This window comes from Sediminibacillus albus (assembly GCF_900101125.1).
GTDB lineage: Bacteria > Bacillota > Bacilli > Bacillales > Amphibacillaceae > Sediminibacillus > Sediminibacillus albus.
This window is the reverse complement of sequence record NZ_FNFL01000004.1, coordinates 91,191-107,640: the sequence shown is the minus strand read 5'-3', so window position 1 is coordinate 107,640 and position 16,450 is coordinate 91,191. Positions and strand designations below refer to the sequence as shown.

At 40.5% G+C, this 16,450-nt stretch carries 22 protein-coding genes; 11 read left to right on the top strand and 11 right to left on the bottom strand.

Annotation, left to right across the window (positions count from 1 at the left end; all coding sequences use genetic code 11):
• Window positions 1-26 precede the first annotated feature (26 nt).
• The 3 genes from BLR93_RS12200 to BLR93_RS12190 are packed head-to-tail and all read right to left on the bottom strand — an operon-like array spanning window position 27 to window position 1,774.
• Window positions 27-236 carry a hypothetical protein gene (locus BLR93_RS12200; protein WP_139184422.1) on the bottom strand — a complete coding sequence of 70 codons (210 nt, stop codon included), beginning with the start codon at window positions 234-236 and terminating at the stop codon, window positions 27-29.
• A gap of 51 nt (window positions 237-287) precedes the next feature.
• Window positions 288-761 carry a GNAT family N-acetyltransferase gene (locus BLR93_RS12195; RefSeq protein WP_093214950.1) on the bottom strand — a complete coding sequence of 158 codons (474 nt, stop codon included), beginning with the start codon at window positions 759-761 and terminating at the stop codon, window positions 288-290.
• Window positions 762-793: 32 nt separating this feature from the next.
• Complete coding sequence (locus BLR93_RS12190; protein ID WP_093214948.1) at window positions 794-1,774, bottom strand: sodium:calcium antiporter; 981 nt, start codon at window positions 1,772-1,774, stop codon at window positions 794-796.
• 156 nt (window positions 1,775-1,930) lie between these two features.
• Between BLR93_RS12190 and BLR93_RS12185 the strand changes: the two genes are divergently transcribed.
• The 3 genes from BLR93_RS12185 to BLR93_RS12175 all read left to right on the top strand — a co-directional run bounded on the left by BLR93_RS12185 (window position 1,931) and on the right by BLR93_RS12175 (window position 5,106).
• Window positions 1,931-2,275: a hypothetical protein gene (locus BLR93_RS12185; protein ID WP_093214947.1), complete on the top strand. Its 345-nt coding sequence runs from the start codon at window positions 1,931-1,933 to the stop codon at window positions 2,273-2,275.
• A gap of 596 nt (window positions 2,276-2,871) precedes the next feature.
• Window positions 2,872-4,329, top strand: a complete 1,458-nt coding sequence (gene katA, locus BLR93_RS12180; RefSeq protein WP_093214944.1) for a catalase KatA — start codon at window positions 2,872-2,874, stop codon at window positions 4,327-4,329.
• A 168-nt stretch (window positions 4,330-4,497) separates the two neighbouring features.
• Window positions 4,498-5,106 (top strand): DNA-3-methyladenine glycosylase, encoded by a 609-nt coding sequence (locus tag BLR93_RS12175; RefSeq protein WP_093214940.1) that lies wholly within the window; start codon window positions 4,498-4,500, stop codon window positions 5,104-5,106.
• Window positions 5,107-5,149: 43 nt separating this feature from the next.
• On the opposite strand, the gene BLR93_RS12170 is transcribed toward BLR93_RS12175, so the two are convergent.
• A complete protein-coding gene (locus BLR93_RS12170; protein WP_093214937.1) occupies window positions 5,150-5,602 on the bottom strand; it encodes a DUF2188 domain-containing protein in 453 nt (150 codons plus the stop codon).
• Between the two features lie 439 nt (window positions 5,603-6,041).
• Here BLR93_RS12170 and ectA point away from each other — a divergent pair, with 439 nt between their 5' ends.
• The 3 genes from ectA to BLR93_RS12155 all read left to right on the top strand — a co-directional run bounded on the left by ectA (window position 6,042) and on the right by BLR93_RS12155 (window position 8,308).
• Window positions 6,042-6,518, top strand: coding sequence for a diaminobutyrate acetyltransferase (gene ectA, locus BLR93_RS12165; protein WP_425440946.1), 477 nt, complete (start codon window positions 6,042-6,044; stop codon window positions 6,516-6,518).
• 52 nt (window positions 6,519-6,570) lie between these two features.
• Window positions 6,571-7,839: a diaminobutyrate--2-oxoglutarate transaminase gene (gene ectB, locus BLR93_RS12160; RefSeq protein ID WP_093214932.1), complete on the top strand. Its 1,269-nt coding sequence runs from the start codon at window positions 6,571-6,573 to the stop codon at window positions 7,837-7,839.
• Window positions 7,840-7,921: 82 nt separating this feature from the next.
• A complete protein-coding gene (locus BLR93_RS12155; protein ID WP_093214928.1) occupies window positions 7,922-8,308 on the top strand; it encodes an ectoine synthase in 387 nt (128 codons plus the stop codon).
• Window positions 8,309-8,392: 84 nt separating this feature from the next.
• Here the strand turns inward: BLR93_RS12155 and BLR93_RS12150 are convergent, their stop codons facing one another.
• Window positions 8,393-9,013: a flavodoxin family protein gene (locus tag BLR93_RS12150; protein WP_093214926.1), complete on the bottom strand. Its 621-nt coding sequence runs from the start codon at window positions 9,011-9,013 to the stop codon at window positions 8,393-8,395.
• 177 nt (window positions 9,014-9,190) lie between these two features.
• On the opposite strand from BLR93_RS12150, the gene BLR93_RS12145 reads away from it, so the two are divergent.
• The 3 genes from BLR93_RS12145 to BLR93_RS12140 all read left to right on the top strand — a co-directional run bounded on the left by BLR93_RS12145 (window position 9,191) and on the right by BLR93_RS12140 (window position 10,176).
• Window positions 9,191-9,601 (top strand): CBS domain-containing protein, encoded by a 411-nt coding sequence (locus tag BLR93_RS12145; protein WP_093214924.1) that lies wholly within the window; start codon window positions 9,191-9,193, stop codon window positions 9,599-9,601.
• Window positions 9,602-9,630: 29 nt separating this feature from the next.
• Complete coding sequence (locus BLR93_RS18075) at window positions 9,631-9,792, top strand: hypothetical protein (RefSeq protein ID WP_175559344.1); 162 nt, start codon at window positions 9,631-9,633, stop codon at window positions 9,790-9,792.
• Window positions 9,793-10,026: 234 nt separating this feature from the next.
• Window positions 10,027-10,176: a YfhD family protein gene (locus BLR93_RS12140; RefSeq protein ID WP_245690139.1), complete on the top strand. Its 150-nt coding sequence runs from the start codon at window positions 10,027-10,029 to the stop codon at window positions 10,174-10,176.
• An 82-nt stretch (window positions 10,177-10,258) separates the two neighbouring features.
• Here the strand turns inward: BLR93_RS12140 and mscL are convergent, their stop codons facing one another.
• Window positions 10,259-10,756, bottom strand: a complete 498-nt coding sequence (gene mscL, locus BLR93_RS12135) for a large conductance mechanosensitive channel protein MscL (protein WP_093214919.1) — start codon at window positions 10,754-10,756, stop codon at window positions 10,259-10,261.
• Window positions 10,757-10,924: 168 nt separating this feature from the next.
• Here mscL and BLR93_RS12130 point away from each other — a divergent pair, with 168 nt between their 5' ends.
• Together BLR93_RS12130 and BLR93_RS12125 are read left to right on the top strand one after the other, a co-directional pair.
• Window positions 10,925-11,386, top strand: a complete 462-nt coding sequence (locus tag BLR93_RS12130; protein WP_093214916.1) for a YueI family protein — start codon at window positions 10,925-10,927, stop codon at window positions 11,384-11,386.
• A gap of 129 nt (window positions 11,387-11,515) precedes the next feature.
• Entirely contained in the window at window positions 11,516-11,698 is a 183-nt protein-coding gene (locus BLR93_RS12125; protein ID WP_093214914.1) for a YjzC family protein, read from the top strand.
• Between the two features lie 360 nt (window positions 11,699-12,058).
• Here the strand turns inward: BLR93_RS12125 and BLR93_RS12120 are convergent, their stop codons facing one another.
• The 5 genes from BLR93_RS12120 to BLR93_RS12100 form a co-directional block, all read right to left on the bottom strand.
• Entirely contained in the window at window positions 12,059-12,946 is an 888-nt protein-coding gene (locus BLR93_RS12120; protein WP_175559343.1) for a TetR/AcrR family transcriptional regulator, read from the bottom strand.
• Between the two features lie 187 nt (window positions 12,947-13,133).
• Entirely contained in the window at window positions 13,134-13,880 is a 747-nt protein-coding gene (locus BLR93_RS12115) for an amino acid ABC transporter ATP-binding protein (RefSeq protein ID WP_093214908.1), read from the bottom strand.
• 12 nt (window positions 13,881-13,892) lie between these two features.
• Entirely contained in the window at window positions 13,893-14,597 is a 705-nt protein-coding gene (locus tag BLR93_RS12110; RefSeq protein WP_093214906.1) for an amino acid ABC transporter permease, read from the bottom strand.
• Window positions 14,581-15,417, bottom strand: a complete 837-nt coding sequence (locus BLR93_RS12105; protein ID WP_093214904.1) for an amino acid ABC transporter substrate-binding protein — start codon at window positions 15,415-15,417, stop codon at window positions 14,581-14,583. The genes BLR93_RS12110 and BLR93_RS12105 overlap by 17 nt, the downstream gene beginning before the upstream one ends.
• A 410-nt stretch (window positions 15,418-15,827) precedes the next feature.
• Window positions 15,828-16,439, bottom strand: a complete 612-nt coding sequence (locus BLR93_RS12100) for a sigma-70 family RNA polymerase sigma factor (RefSeq protein WP_175559342.1) — start codon at window positions 16,437-16,439, stop codon at window positions 15,828-15,830.
• Window positions 16,440-16,450: the final 11 nt, after the last annotated feature.

Sequence of the window (16,450 nt, the reverse complement as noted above, 5' to 3'; positions counted from 1 at the left end):
ACCGGTCGTTTCCGCTTTTGATTCGGCTAGCTCCTACTCCCAGCGACTCGCGAACTTCCTCCGCCTTCGTACGATAAGTCAACATCGTCACGTTGTTCCGTGTTTCCTTTATCTCCTCCGTCGGACTCCACTTCTTTCGTCGCTAACCGGTCGTTTCCGCTTTTGATTCGGCTAGCTCCTACTCCCAGCGACTCGCGAACTTCCTCCGCCTTCGTACGATAAGTCAACATCGTCACACTGTTCCGTGTTTCCTTTATCTCCTCCGTCGGACTCCACTTCTTTCGTCGCTAACCGGTCGTTTCCGCTTTTGATTTATGATATTCAAATTGGGTGAGCTGGATTCCTGGGGGGACTGTTATTTGCTTTTTTTCTTTAAACCCCCATTTCTGGTAAAGCTGCTTTGCGGGCAAATTAGCGGTACCTGTAGTTACTTTCACACGCACTTCTCCACTGATGCCGTCAAGTAAGGAATTGAGCAATGTCCCAGCTATTCCCTGCCGAAAATGACTGGGAACGACAAATAAACGGGATACTGTAATATCAGCTTTATTATTTTCATACGCAAGTACACCGATTAGTTCATCTTCTTGCATGTATCCCAAAAAAATTTCTTTACTATTCATAATAGTTTCCACGGTATCCTTCAGCGGCGGTATAACTTCAGCATCTATTAATTTTGCTTCCTCTTGATAAGCAGGTAACTGTGTAGCTAATATTTTTTCAGCTGTGTCTCGTTTATAGTGCTGTAAATTAATGATCATATTTTCCTGCTGTCCTCCTATGCCTTTTTCTTTTAATAAATAATAATTAATATAAAAGTAATATAGCAGAATATCGCCGCCAGGGAAGGAAGAATGTATGTGAATGAATTTCTCGTTCGATCCCTTTTTAACAGCAGCATGACGCCAAGCGTCAGCAATAAGCCGCATAAAGCTGTCCAAATGTTCCTTTCACCTGCATCCGCCCAAACGCTCCCGTTCCGATAAAAAATGTCCGCAATAGTTACTACAAATATGTTAAAAAGATTGCTTCCTAAAATCGCTCCGATCGCTAAATTGATATTAGCAACCCTTAATGCTATAAACACACCTACTGCATCAGGAAGGGACGTGGCCGCAGCGATCAGCAAACTTCCTACCGCTGTTGCTGATATACCTGTAGCATCCACCATCCAATCCCCAGAAACGCTCATTAGACTTCCGGAAACAAAGATAATGAAAGCGAAAACGATAAATGAAATGGCTATTTTGGTTATTCGCTCCCCAGCCTGGCTGTTTGAAACCGGATTCTCCTCTGCCTGCTTTTCCTTGTTTTGTTTTATCGAAATCAGCCAGATACCGACAAAATACACGCCAGCAATCACCATACTCGTAAAACCTACTCCTAAGAAAGTAATCGAAGGCTGGTAATACAGTGATCCTGCTGCAATACAGCATAAGATCAGTGCTAGTAAACCAGTATGGAAGTGATTATCTGATACTAATAAGAACAGTCGCCTTTTTCTGAAGAAGATATCCAATATAAATAAAACCAAAAAGTTAAAAATAATACTTCCTAATCCATTGCCTACTGCAATATCTGCATTACCGATGACAGCAGCAGATCCAGTGGCAGTCAATTCTGGAAGAGAAGTGGCAACCGCCAACAGTAATGTACCTGCCAGCATGCCGCCCAACTTTGTTTGTTTACTAATGATATCTGCATATGTTGACAGTTTTATTGCTGCATAGACGGAAATAGCCGCCGAAAGTAAAAATACCAAAATAGATAACAAACCTAATGCTCCTTTGTCGTGTTACTGAATTTACTTGTTTCCCTCTCCCCGCACGCCGCAAACAATGGAATATTATGGCGAAAGGTTTTGATTTACAATTTGGCAGCCTTGTTATAATATTTGAATTTACAAAGTCTTAGATAAGGAGGTTGGAAAATGCTGAAAAGAATCCAATACTTGTCTTGCTTCATTATTCTTTTTTCGACGTTCTCCTTATCCCTTGCTTCTCATCATACAATCCACCCTTCCAAAGGCTTCATTGAGGAAACAACTCCTGTCTTCATCCAAATTACTGCCACTCCAGACAATGAAAAAAAATTAAAGGATAGCATCAACACTTCCTTTCTAGAGTCAACCTGTATTTCTATTGGTTTTGCAGCGTTGGCCTGTTTCCTGGCCAATTTTTTCCAGTCAATCAGGCAATGGTATCGTCATTTAGTTACCGTTTTTTATCAATCGTCCTACTTCCGTTTTGTCCGTTTTAACCTCAAACCATTTTAACAAGGGAGGTTGGACAATAATGTTTACAATAGTCCGGTTGATATTAATTGGCGTTTTTTCTTTTTCCGCGATTTGCTTGTTTGCCTATCAGGGGATAGAGATCTTTCACTCTATTCGCGCTCACTTTATAAATAAAGGATAGCGGAGTTTACAAGAAAAAAAGCAAAATAATTAAATTAATAGTTGATAATGATTGTCATTATCATTTATAATTTATTTGTAGTACACTTTCCTATATCAAGTTATACGCTTAACGGCATCGCTCTTTTTTAACATGATTTTTGTTGTTACCCCCCATACTGATAACATATCCATATGGTGCCTTAAGCGATTGTCAGGACTGCTCAGTTGCAGTCCTTTTTTTTGTGGACTTCCCTTTTTTTTCTAACCGAACCTATATGAAACAATTTCCATTTATCAATTCTACAGAGAAGCTATTTTCATTTCCTTAACTAAATCTGCATAAAATAAAGCTTTTCATCGTATCAATAATTAACGATTCGTACTTTATTTAAAATAATTATAATTAAATATTGATTTTTAGCAGATTTATATTATAATTATAAATGTAATAAGTTAAGGAGAGGTGTTATCATATGACAAATGAAAAAAGGTACTTAACAAACAGTTCTGGCGCCCCTGTTGGGGATAATCAGAACTCAATGACTGCTGGACACCGCGGTCCAACATTAATCCAAGATGTACACCTGCTAGAAAAACTGGCTCATTTCAACAGAGAAAGAGTTCCGGAACGCGTAGTGCATGCCAAAGGTGCCGGAGCACATGGCTACTTTGAAGTGACTAACGATTTATCGAAATATACAAAAGCGGATTTTCTATCGGAAACAGGAAAGAAAACGCCATTATTTATCCGTTTTTCAACAGTTGCCGGGGAATTAGGTTCAGCTGATACCGTTCGTGACCCACGCGGTTTTGCTGTGAAGTTTTATACAGAGGAAGGAAACTATGACTTAGTAGGAAATAACACTCCTGTCTTTTTCATTCGCGATGCCATCAAATTCCCTGACTTCATTCATACACAAAAAAGAAATCCGGCTACTCATTTAAAAGATCCGAATGCCGTCTGGGACTTCTGGTCCTTGTCTCCTGAATCTTTGCATCAGGTAACCATCCTTCATTCTGATCGGGGTATACCAGCTACTTACCGCCACATGGATGGGTTTGGCAGCCATACTTTTAAATGGACGAATGCTGCTGGGGAATCTGTATGGGTAAAATACCATTTCAAAACAAACCAAGGCATCAAAAACCTTGATCCAGAACTCGCTGCGAAATTGGCGGGAGAAAATCCCGACTACCATATCCAGGATTTGTATAATTCTATCGATAATGGGGAATATCCAGAGTGGACCGTCTATGTACAAATTATGCCTATAGAAGATGCTAACACTTATCGATTTGACCCATTTGATGTTACAAAAGTATGGTCTCACAAAGACTATCCGCTTATCGAGCTTGGAAAAATGGTTCTGAATAAAAATCCTGAAAATTACTTTGCTGAAGTCGAGCAAGCAACATTCTCTCCAGGAACCCTAGTGCCTGGTATTGAGCCTTCTCCAGATAAGATGCTGCAAGGCCGCTTATTTGCTTACTCTGATGCCCATCGTTACCGTGTAGGGGCCAATCACCAAGCATTGCCGATCAACCGTTCACACGCTGAGGTCAATAATTATCAACGCGACGGGCAAATGCGCTTTGATGAAAATGGCGGTGGTTCAGTGAACTACGAGCCAAATAGCTTTGGCGGACCTGGAGAGGTACCAGAAAGTAAAACAGCGGCTTATGAGGTTTCTGGATTTGCTGACAGCGTTGGTTATGACCACCATGATCATTATACTCAAGCTGGAGACCTTTACCGGTTGATGAGCGAAGAAGAACGGACTCGCCTGGTAAACAATATCGTAGAAGGGATGAAGCCCGTAGAGAAAGATGAGATAAAAATGCGGCAAATCGAACACTTCTACAAAGCTGACCCTGAATACGGCACACGGGTAGCTGAAGGACTCGGTTTACCAGTTCCTGTAAAAGCATAATATAAATTATAAATCTAATCCATTCCACTATATACGGAACTGCTCCAACCCAGAGCAGTTCCTTTTTTATATCATTTTTGTTTTAATAAGGAAGTCAATGGGGGTATTATCTTTAATAGTAGTTCATTATAATGAAGGATATTAATGAATAGAACAGGAGGCGAAGCTATGAAATCTGATAACTCCTTTACCCCGTTGCCGTTGGACTTCTATGAGCGGCCAACCTTGGAGTTGGCTCCTGCTCTATTAGGGTGTTTATTAGTAAAAGAAACACCAGAGGGACAGGCATCAGGTATGATCGTGGAGACGGAAGCATATAAGGGGCCACTAGATCAGGCTGCCCATAGTTATAAAAACCGCAGGACTAAAAGAACCGAGATAATGTTCGGCCCCTCCGGCTACGCATATACATATGTCATGCATACCCACTGCTTATTTAATGTTGTTAGCAGCGTCGAAGATGTTCCCGAGGCTATTTTGGTTAGAGCAGTAGAGCCCTATACAGGAAAAGATTTAATGAGGAAAAGAAGGCCAAAAATCAAAAGCGAACCACAGCTTACCAATGGACCAGGCAAGCTTTGCAAAGCACTCGGTATCCATATGGGGGATTACGGCCACCGTCTGGATCAACCCCCGCTTTATATAGCAGCCGGGCCTGCGCACCAAGAGTTTTCCATAAAGCAAGGGGCGCGCATCGGGATTGACAACTCAGGGGAAGCTAGATTTTTCCCTTGGCGCTATTGGGTTAGCAATAACAATTTTCTTTCCAGAAAGTAAAAACAAAAGCTATAGAAAACATTCTATAGCTTTAATCTCTTGATTAAGAATAGGAGTATCTCTTTTCAATATCTCCATTTTCCTTATGGACAACCGCCTCTGTTCCTTTATTTTCGGCAATTTCTTTGGCACGCTCGACTGCATCACTTTTATTGTCGAATACCTTGGATGGTTTCTTGGCATCTTTTGCTTGCACGGCCCATCCTTCGTCATGGGATACGACATGTTCCCCTTTATCCATTAGTTCTGGGCGGTTATCATATTCCTTCCCTTCTTCCGATCGACTTTGCGGGTCGCCTTCCGCTTGATATTCTTCTATCTCTTTTTTGGAAGCATTGTCATACCATTCTTTGGCCTGATCCGTAGCAATAGGGATAGCTCTTCCCTCATCATAGCCTTCATCAAGCATTGCATTGGCTATGTCGATTGCCTTTTTTCGGATAACTGGCTTAAAGTTTTTTAAAGATGCTGGGTAATCATCCATTGTCCAAGCCATTTCTCCACTCCTTTCCTATAATAATTAGTAGAACTTTATTTTATAGTTCCCGCTTCCCTTTTGATTAAACCTTGCAATGGCGCCCATCAAGGCTTCGAGTAGCCTGAATGGCGCTGGATATTTTTAAATAAATTTCCTTATCGCCATAACCCCTTCTATGAAAGGATTTAAGAAGAGGAAAAAATTAAAATTGTTAGAAAAATTAACAATACCAGAGCATTTTTTAGCTTTTGACTATCTGTTTGCCTTTAAACAAGACTAAGCATTGCTAATGCTTGTTAATCAAGCTCAATCTCGTTTGTGTAAAATTACCATCTTTCCTATGATTAATAATGTACTTTGAATACACACGGAAAAAATTAAAATAAACATTGTCAAAAAGGAGGCACTTGCTATTAATAGTTCAAGCGTAACTGCGACTGCAGATACAGCTGACAAGTTGGTGTTCGATAAACCAGCTGTTGAGGATGGCGCAGCAATGTGGGAATTGGTGAACAATTCGACGCTCGACCAAAACTCTGTATACAAATATATAATGATGAGTGAGTTTTTCTCAGAAACGTGCGTAATAGCCAAAGAGAATAATAAATTAGTTGGCTTCGTCACTGCATTTATCCCTCCTGAGCGTCAAGATGTGGTATTTGTGTGGCAAATCGGGGTTGCTTCTGATCAGAGAGGAAAAGGAATAGCTTCCAAACTTTTAGAAGAGCTTATCGACCGAGATGCCTGCCGTGATGTTCGCTTTGTTGAAGCGACCGTTACCCCTTCCAATGACGCATCTCAAACTTTATTCCGGCGCCTGGCAAGGAAATACGAAACAGAATGCGAAGTTACGGAATTCTTTTCAGAAGACTTATTTCCTATGGATGACCATGAAGGGGAGCTCAGCTTCCGTATTGGTCCTATTAACAAATAGCAGCATAGGCAAGGTAAATAATCGATGGAACAATTACAAGGAGGAAATGCAAATGAGCCAAACAGATTTAACTATTTTTGATAAGTTGGAATCCGAAGTAAGGAGTTATGTACGAAGCTTTCCTGCCGTATTTAATAAGGCCAAAGGAGAGAAAATCTGGGACGAGGATGGAAACGAATACTTAGATTTCTTCTCGGGAGCAGGAGCGCTTAATTATGGTCATAATGACGATAAAATGAAAGCCAAGCTTATCGAATACATTATGGATGACGGAATCACCCATTCACTTGATAAAGCATCCACAGCAAAAGCTGGGTTTTTAACGAAGTTTAACGAAGTGATTTTAAAACCTCGCCAACTGGATTATAAAGTAATGTTTCCTGGGCCGACTGGTACAAACACTGTAGAAAGTGCCCTTAAACTAGCAAGAAAGGTTACCGGCCGGACTGATGTAATCAGCTTTACAAATGGTTTTCACGGGATGACTATTGGTTCTCTCTCTGTTACAGGAAATTCCTTTAAACGGAAAGGTGCAGGTGTACCACTTCAAAATGTAGTCACCATGCCTTACGATAATTTCGTCAACGACGATTTAGATTACTTAGAGAGGTTCCTGGAAGAGGCTGGAAGCGGCGTTGCTATTCCTGCAGCTATGATCCTGGAAACCGTCCAAGGTGAAGGCGGAATTAACACCGCACGCTTTGAATGGTTAAAACGTGTGGAAGATATTTGTAAGCGCTGGGACATCCTGCTTATTATCGATGATGTTCAGGCAGGCGTTGGCAGAACGGGAACCTTTTTCAGCTTTGAACCTGCTGGCATTAAACCTGATATCGTATGTCTATCCAAATCGCTAAGCGGTTACGGCCTTCCATTCGCGATCACACTCATTCGCCCTGAACTGGACATTTGGGAGCCTGGTGAACACAATGGTACTTTCCGGGGCAACAACCATGCGTTCATCACTGCGACAGCAGCTTTAGAATATTGGGAGGACCCAGACTTCGAGAAGAATATCCAGGTTAAATCGGAAATGGTTCATAACTTCCTTGAGAAAATGGTGAAAACTTATCCAGAGATGAAAGGCGAAGTACGTGGCCGCGGCTTAATGGCTGGCATAGCCTCTGATGTAGATGGCTTCTCTAATAAAGTAGCAGCCAAAGCCTTCGAAAATGGAATGATTATGGAAACTTCTGGTCCAAAAGACGAAGTGTTCAAGTTGTTTCCACCTCTAAATATTAAAGAAAAAAACTTGGAAAAAGGCTTTGAAATCATCGAAGAAAGCATCAAGAGCCTTGTCAAAGAGCCCGTTACCAATTAATTCAGATTCTTAATTGTATGCTGGGTTTGAAAGATTACGCAGCTGATTGACTGTACACTAAACTCTAGGAGGATATTTGATTATGAAAGTTATAGCATTAGACGATGTACTCGGCAGTGAACACGAGGTTGACGGAGGTAATTGGGTCAGCAGGCGCTTAATTATGAAAAAAGATGGCATGGGCTACTCAGTAAATGACACAATTATCAAGGCTGGTACAGAAACGCATATTTGGTATCAAAACCACCTTGAGGCCGTTTACTGTATCGAAGGTGAAGGGGAAGTAGTAACTTTGAAAGACAATAAAGTTTGGCCGATTAAAAAAGATATGCTCTATGCACTTGATGAGCATGATGAGCATTTACTACGCGCTAGAACCGACATGCGGATGGTTTGCGTCTTTAATCCAGCACTTTCCGGTAAAGAAGTTCATGATGAGAACGGCGTTTATCCAGTAGATGATGAATAAAATAATTAGAAGCAGGGATTTTTCTTCCCTGCTTCTTTTTTATTGAAAGAGTTTCTTTTCTGTTCCGTATAACCTTTTAAAAGATTAGGATGCATTACCCTCTGTCGGGATAGGATGCTGTTTAAATATTCTTGCCAGATGGACTAAATTATGCCCAGCCATTTGCACATTTGATTGAGTAAATTCATTATCTGCTCCTGCTTCAATGTAAGAAGGACCAGGACCTGCTTCTCCTACCCAGTAGGCAATTGGGTTTGGAGGAATCGCATAACCTATTTGGGAAAGACCAAAGATTAGATCACCAGCTGCATTTTTTGCTCCATCTTCATTACCTGTTACCACTGCACCGGCAACTTTGTTATAGAATACCGGCTGTCCCTTTTCATTCTTGACAGTAGAAGATCCATTAAACCGTTCCAGAACCTTTTTCGATATACTACTTTTCTCTCCTAGCCATACTGGCGTTCCCATGACTAAAATATCCGCCTCTTTGATTTTTTCAAATAGCTCTGGCCATTCATCACCCTCACCCATATCTTCCGCTATTCCATATGCAACATTATAATCAATAACGCGAAGTACTTCTGATTCTACTTGATTCCCATCAAAAATTTTAACAAACTCGTTTAACAAAGCGTCAGTATTTGAAGTTTCGTTTGATTTTTTTAACGAACAATTTAGAAGTAAAGCTTTCAACTTTTGCAAGTTTACATCCTCCTTAACATTGAATCTACTACCCCTATTCCCGGATTAAAATAAATTACTCACAATAATCCATATCTTTTACCTCTTATCAAGCCAAGAAGTAAAATGTTTTGTCATCCATAATAATGGTTATGCAATAAATATAAGCCAGTTTCATCAATAAAGGAGGATTAGCTTATGACAACCGTTCAAGAAGTAATGACAGACAATGTAACAGAAGCTAAGCCTAGTGATAGTTTAGAATCGTTAGCCCGTGAAATGGATGAACATGATGTAGGCTTTTTACCAATAGCAGAGGAAGACAAGCTTGTTGGAGTAGTGACGGATAGAGATATTGTGCGCAGAGGACTGGCTAAGGATTTCAAATCCAATGGTGTTGCGGCAGAACAAATAATGACAGAAAAGGTAATTACTGCACTGCCGGATATGAAAGTGGAAGAAGCCTCCCGGTTAATGCAGGACCATCAAATCAAGCGACTGCTTGTTGCTGAAGACAGAAAAATAAAAGGTGTCGTATCACTTGGCGATTTAGCTATTTCCAATAATGAACAATCTGCTGAAAATGCTTTAGGAGAAATTAAAAAATAAAAAGTACAAATTTAGAAGAGGTGAAGGTTATGGCTGAGAATAAGGAAGAACTATTTAGCAACAAAGGTAATAATTCGCCAGAACAAGAACAAAAACGAAAGGATCCCAATAAAGACCCCGATCCTCAACGTGAAGTTGACAGTAATGAGAAGGAAAATGCAGAGAAAAATCCGGATGATTTTGAAAAATAAGGATATAGAAGAGACTGGAGAATGCCAAGTCTCTAGGGCTGTCGAGACTTTCTCGCCAGTCCTGTTTTTTGTTCAGTTTTCCAAATTACGTGTTTTTCGTTTGAAATGATTTGTTTATCTAAAAGCTTAGAGACAGTAATATCGGTCTCTTTTTCTTTCCAATGAATACTTCTCCTATGGTTATTCCATATTAACTATGGAAGAAGGATACATTGTGCAGAAAGGATGCTTATTATGGATAAAAAACCGGAGAAAGCCTTAGAAAACATAGAGAAAACGGAAGAAGTAGAATTTTCTTATGAACTCGCTGATTCAGAAGACATGGAAGCAATGGAACGGATGAAAAAAGCCAATAAACGCCAACAGGGCAATAACAAGAAGTAGTGATTAGACGAGTGCCGGCTCACCTGGGCACTCGTCTTTGTCATGACTTAAACATCCCATCGGCAGAGGAGTCACCCTATACTTATTTAACCTTCACTATAATCCTTTGTCTTTCATCTCGGCTTCCTGCTTCTTTGTGCCCCTCAACCAAATCTGAACTGCAATGCGGACATCTTATTGCCTGGCAAGGAATCGACATTCTGCAATAATCACACTCTTTTTTTGCCATTGACATCACCGGGTGCTGATCCGGTTTTTTCCATCGATTCATTTGCCTAATAATCAGGAAAATGGCAAAGAATATAATTAAAAAGCGAACAAGTGACGTAATAAACAAACCATAGTTAATCGTCGCCGCGCCCGCTTCCTGTGCTTCAGCCAATGAAGTATAACCCCTGCTTCCCAGAACAATATACAAATTGGAAAAATTCATTTCTGACATTAGCAATCCGATCGGCGGGAGCAGGACATCAGTTACTAAGGAATCGATAATACTGCTGAAAGCCGTTCCCAGAACCATTCCTATCCCCATATCTGCCGCACTTCCTTTAAGGATAAACTGACGAAATTCTTTAACAATTGCCGTCTTCCTCGCCCCCTTTTCTGCTTTATTAAATTTATGCCGCAGTCAGACAGGCTATGATGGCTTATAGGAAGAATAGAATCAAAATACTTTGATGGCAGTTTAAATGAAAATATAATAGTGACAGAAAATAATTCGCATCTATATATGCAAAGGAGCGTACCGATGAGCAAACGGAAACTTGATGATTATATCGAAGAGGGTATATACGGTGCCAAGCAAACTAATCCGGCGGAGCGCAAGCATTATTTAGGGACCCTGAGAGAAAGAGTGATCATTGCCCTAAAAAAGTCTCAAGTTATGCAGCAACAGGGCCTTGCTGAATTAGAAGCAGAAATGAAAAACCACTCTGAGGCCAAACTTTTATTTAATGGAAATATTAGCTCCCGCTTTCTTAAAAAATATAAGAAACTATCTGCTAAATACCGGATACAATACACATCTGTAACCAATAAAGAAGCAGAAACTGATATAGGGGCAATCTTAACTAGTAACGATGCAATCGAACGAGAAGCAATATTTATTGAATCTAATAACGAAGAAAAAACAGTGGATGAATCAGAGGAAAAAACTAAAGGTTTTAAACATGCAATAAAGAAAATATTCGGTCTAACTTCCTCCAAATAAACCAGCACTTTGATTATACTTTCTTAACAATGAGCATTACACAGTTTATCTTGTCTATAACGGTGAAATAGAATAGTGAAGCGAAAAGTAAACTACTACTTTTCAATATTACTTCTGGAGGTGTAGTGAATGGCTGAAAATCGCTTGAAGACTGGTGAAAATGTACCAGAGACAGGAACGTATAAAGTGGATGGATTTGTGAATGAAGAAGACTCATCACAACAGGATGATACGGAAATAAAAGTAGAAAAAGGCGAACAGTTTCCACCTTCACCTACAAGCCACAAAGCAGTATATTGGAAAAAGTCCTAAGAAAAGCGTAAGCTCCCGATTTGCAACGTACTGGATGGACGGCTCCGCCGGAGATAAAGGAAACACACTGAGCGAAGCGAAGGGATGTTGACTTATCGGACAAAGGAGCAGGAAGCCAGCTAGTTGCTGGGAGTTGTAGCTGGACAAAGAAAAGCGTAAGCTCCCGGTTTGCAACGTACTGGATGGACGGCTCCGCCGGAGATAAAGGAAACACACTGAGCGAAGCGAAGGGATGTTGACTTATCGGACAAAGGAGCAGGAAGCCAGCTAGTTGCTGGGAGTTGTAGCTGGACAAAGAAAAGCGTAAGCTCCCGGTTTGCAACGTACTGGATGGACTCGTATCTCCATCCAGTCTTTTTTTTATATTAATGGAATATCGAGTAGCCCAGCAATGTCTTCCCGCTGTTTCTCCAGCGAACTGATATCCTTGAAGTTAGCGAGCAGTCCCTGGATTAAAAATTTTCTAGGCTCTGCTTTTTTTATCTCAGCTAGCAATAAGTCAATAGCGCCATGGAGTTCGCGAGACTGCTCCGTTCCCAATCGCAAACCACCGATCTCTCCCTGCATTTCCAGCAGCTTTTTTTCAGCTTTTTGTTTTACTGTGTTGCAGGGCGCGTTCTGTTTCTCCATGATTGGGCGCAGCTCATCTTTGGATATCAGCGGTTCTTCTTGCCCAGAGAGTAGTCCTTCCGCTATATCGTCCATTCTCCTTATTACAAAAACAGCCAACTTATGCAAATCAATATCAGCATTATATTTAACAATCATTTGCAAGTAAGTAGTCAGCATTCCTTCGGCAACTAAGCTTAAGTCTACTATATAATCCGCCGCTTTATCCCCATAAATAGCAAGAAGGTTGGATTCATACCATTGCTTCATTTCCATATCTTTATTTTTAATAAATTCAAACAGCTCCTGGTTTAAGGAAATTGTCTGTTCACGGAACTGCGTGATAATAAAGTCTTTATGCTTTATTATTTCCTCTAATTGAACTTCCAGTTGTTTTATAAAGCTTTCACGCGGAGTTAAGTTTTCTCTCCTCACTCCCGCAATTTTTCCATTCATCAACTCGTAGTAATACTCAAAAATACGCAGCATTAATTCATCTTTTGACCGAAAGTGAAGGTAAAATGATCCCTTTGACAGATCGCTTTTATCCACAATTTCCTGGATGGATGTAGAGTAAAATCCTTTTTCGGCAAAGAGGGAAATGGAAGTTTCGATTATTTTTTTCTTTTTCTCGTTCACATCCATCACTTCCTTCAAACGTAGTATCGCTGGTTCTCTGTATTTCTTCATTTTGGGCTGTATTAGTAAAACAGTCAAGAGACACAGCCCTGCTTTGCTCCTTGCCATCTTGACTGTATTTGTCAGTTAAAATGCTGAAAAATGAAAAATCCAGTCTCCCTAGCTGTTTTAGGAAGACTGGACGATTTTAAGGATTGAGTATCCGCTGCAAAAATTGCTGTGTGCGTTTTTCCTGAGGGGACTTAAGCACTTTTTCTGGTACTCCCTTTTCGACAATATAACCGCCGTCCATAAATACCACTTCATCAGACACTTGTTCAGCAAAGTGAAGCTCATGGGTGACAATTACCATGGTCCATCCTTCATTGGCCAAGTCTTTAATTACTCCCAAAACCTCGCCAATCAATTCCGGGTCGAGCGCTGAAGTCGGTTCATCAAACAGCATTAATTCCGGTTCAATCGCCAATGCCCTGGCAATTCCAACTCGCTGCTGCTGTCCCCCCGAAAGCTGATGGGGATATAAGTGCATCTTATCCTTTAAGCCCACCTTATCTAACAGCCGTTCAGCCATCTCCTGAACTTCGGTTTTATCCCGCTTTTGTACAATAATCGGCCCTTCCGTTACATTCTCCAACGCAGTTTTGTGCGGAAATAAATTATAAGACTGAAACACCATGCCCGACTTTCTTCTTAAACGCAGCCAATCCTGTTTACTAATCTTCTTTTCGAAATCGAGTACTAATCCATCCTCAAAAGAAAAAACCCCTCTGCTTGGCTGCTCCAATGCGTTTAAACAACGCAAAAGCGTAGTTTTGCCTGAGCCGGAGGGACCAATGATTGATAATACCTTCCCTTTTTCAAGGCTTACATCGATATCCTTTAATACTTCCAATTCGCCAAAGGCTTTTGCCAGCCCTTTTATAGACAAAAACATTTATCCATCCTCCTACCTTGCCGTGTAGCGTGCAAGACGCCTTTCAATCGCTTCTTGTGCAAGTGATAATAAGAAACAAATCACCCAGTATAAAATTGCTGCCTCTACATAAATCAGCATAAAGTCATACGTTCGTGCTGCAATTTCCTGTGCCCTCCGAAATAATTCTGTTACTAGTATCAAGGAAGCCAGGGATGTATCTTTTACAAGGCTGATAAACGTGTTGGACAGCGGCGGAATCGATACCCTTGCTGCTTGTGGAAGAATAATCCGCCTTAAAGCCGTATTATGAGTCATGCCTACTGTATAGCCTGCTTCCCACTGCCCTTTCGGAATCGATAAAATAGACGCTCTTATAATTTCAGATGCATAAGCCCCTACATTAAGGGAGAAAGCAATAATGGCACTCGGAAATGGATCGATTGTTACATTAAGGCTCGGCAGCCCATAAAAGACAATAAATAACTGCACAAGCATCGGTGTACCCCTGATAGCTGATACATAGGCGATTGCCGGCGCTCTTACTAACCGCGAGCCGGAAAGCCGCATAACTGCTGTAAGCAATGCTAAAATCAGGCCTGCTGTAAAGGCAATAAGTGTAAGAGGAATCGTATATTTGATTCCTCCTGTAATCATAGGAAGAAGGGAGTTTTTAAATAACTCCCATCCTCCCATATCTGCAGTTATAGTCATTAACAAGTTATTGAGAAGATACATCTTCACCAAACCATTCTTTGGAAATTTCCTCTAGAGTTCCATCTTCTCTCATCGCTTCCAGTTGTTTATTGACGGCTTCTACTAATTCTTCATTTCCTTTATTGAAAGTAAAAGCAGACTTAGAAGAATCCTCTTCTTCAGCGGCAATTTTAATGCTCTCATCCCCCTGTTGATTGATATAGTCAAGGACGGCAAGCTTATCGTTTACTGTCACATCAGCACGGCCTTGTTTAATTAACTCAATCGACTGTGCAAGTCCCTCCACGCTAACAAGTTCAGCGCCATTCTCTTCCGCAATAGCACCGAAATTACTTGTTAACGACTGTGCTGATTGTTTCCCTTCCAAGTCCTCGAAGGAGGTGATGTCATTGTTTTCCGCAGGTACGACAACTACTGCAGAAGAATAAGTGTAAGGATTAGAAAAATCGTAGTTTTCCTGGCGATCTTCATCAATCCCGACTTGGTTAGCTATTACATCAAAACGCTCTGCATTCAGTCCGGCAAACATGGAATCCCATTGAGTCTCCTCAAATTCCGCTTCTACTCCCATACGGTCGGCTACTTCGCGAATAACCTCGACATCATAGCCCGTCAGTTTTCCTTCATCATTATGGAAAGTAAACGGAGCATAAGTACCCTCAGTTCCTACTGTAATAACTCCTTCTTCCATAATTTGATCATAAAGAGATGTAGACTCTTCAGAACCACTACTGGCGTTGTTGTTATCCTCTGAACCTGAATCTCCCTCTTCATTTGAACCACAAGCTGCCAATACAGCTGCTAAACTGATCAAAACTAGCCACACACTCAATTTTTTCATATTTTAAAACCCCCAGTGATTTTATCGGAATTATAGTCCAGACGTGATTATACCCCAGTTTTGATTAATTTGTAAAACAATTGAACCTTATGTGGGAGGGTACTAGTAAAGTATTCCCTCTCTGCCAGGAATATATAAGAAGTCATAAAAAAGGAGTAAAAGAAGGTTTCTCCCCTTACTCTTGTCCAAAGTTTGGCTGATAGGACAACCAGCCGCCCAGCTATTTACCGTTTTATAAAGATAACCCTCTCCATTTAGTTTAGCTGCTGCATCCTCCCTTAATGATAACGGTTAAACAGTTACCGTTCAAAAGGATAAATACACCACGTTGGAGAGGAGTTAACTATATCTATACACTATAGTGATATACAAAATGGCAGCTGCACTTCCTTTACACTTTATTTTGATTTCTATTGTTTATCCAATGAATTTTTTAATTGCTCTAAAGCTTTCTTATGGCTCTTAGAAACAGCCTGCTGAGACTTATCTAACACTTTGGCAATCTCTGTATCTGTAAGTTCATGGACATAGGCCAAATTTAAAATTTGTTTTTGGTTGTCTGTAAGAGACTGGATTGCTTCATATAATTTTTCATCGACTACTAAATTTTCAATCGAATAATCCTTTCCTTCCAGCAATTCTTCATCTAGCTTATAATCCTGTTGTTTATCTTCAATTAGATCTTTCAGAGTATATTCGGAATCGTCGCTCAGCGGGGAATCGAGTATGAGCTGATTGCGCATTTTAAAGTTTTTGTATTTTTTATCGTAATTGATGGCATTAAAATGCAGGGTGTTTGAGAGAAATGTGGTAAGCCTTATCTTAAAATAATAAGCGCGGAATTTTTCATCTAATTTTTTGACATTAAGGTGGGTTGGGTAGCAGATGGTCTGAACAAACAAATGATAATTTTCCTTTTCCTTTAGAAAAGACGAGACTATATTGTTATTGATAAACTCCTGATGTTTTTCAATAAATTTCTTCACCTCGGACTCACAGGGATCCTCATGTTCTTTGACCAAATAAATCCCCC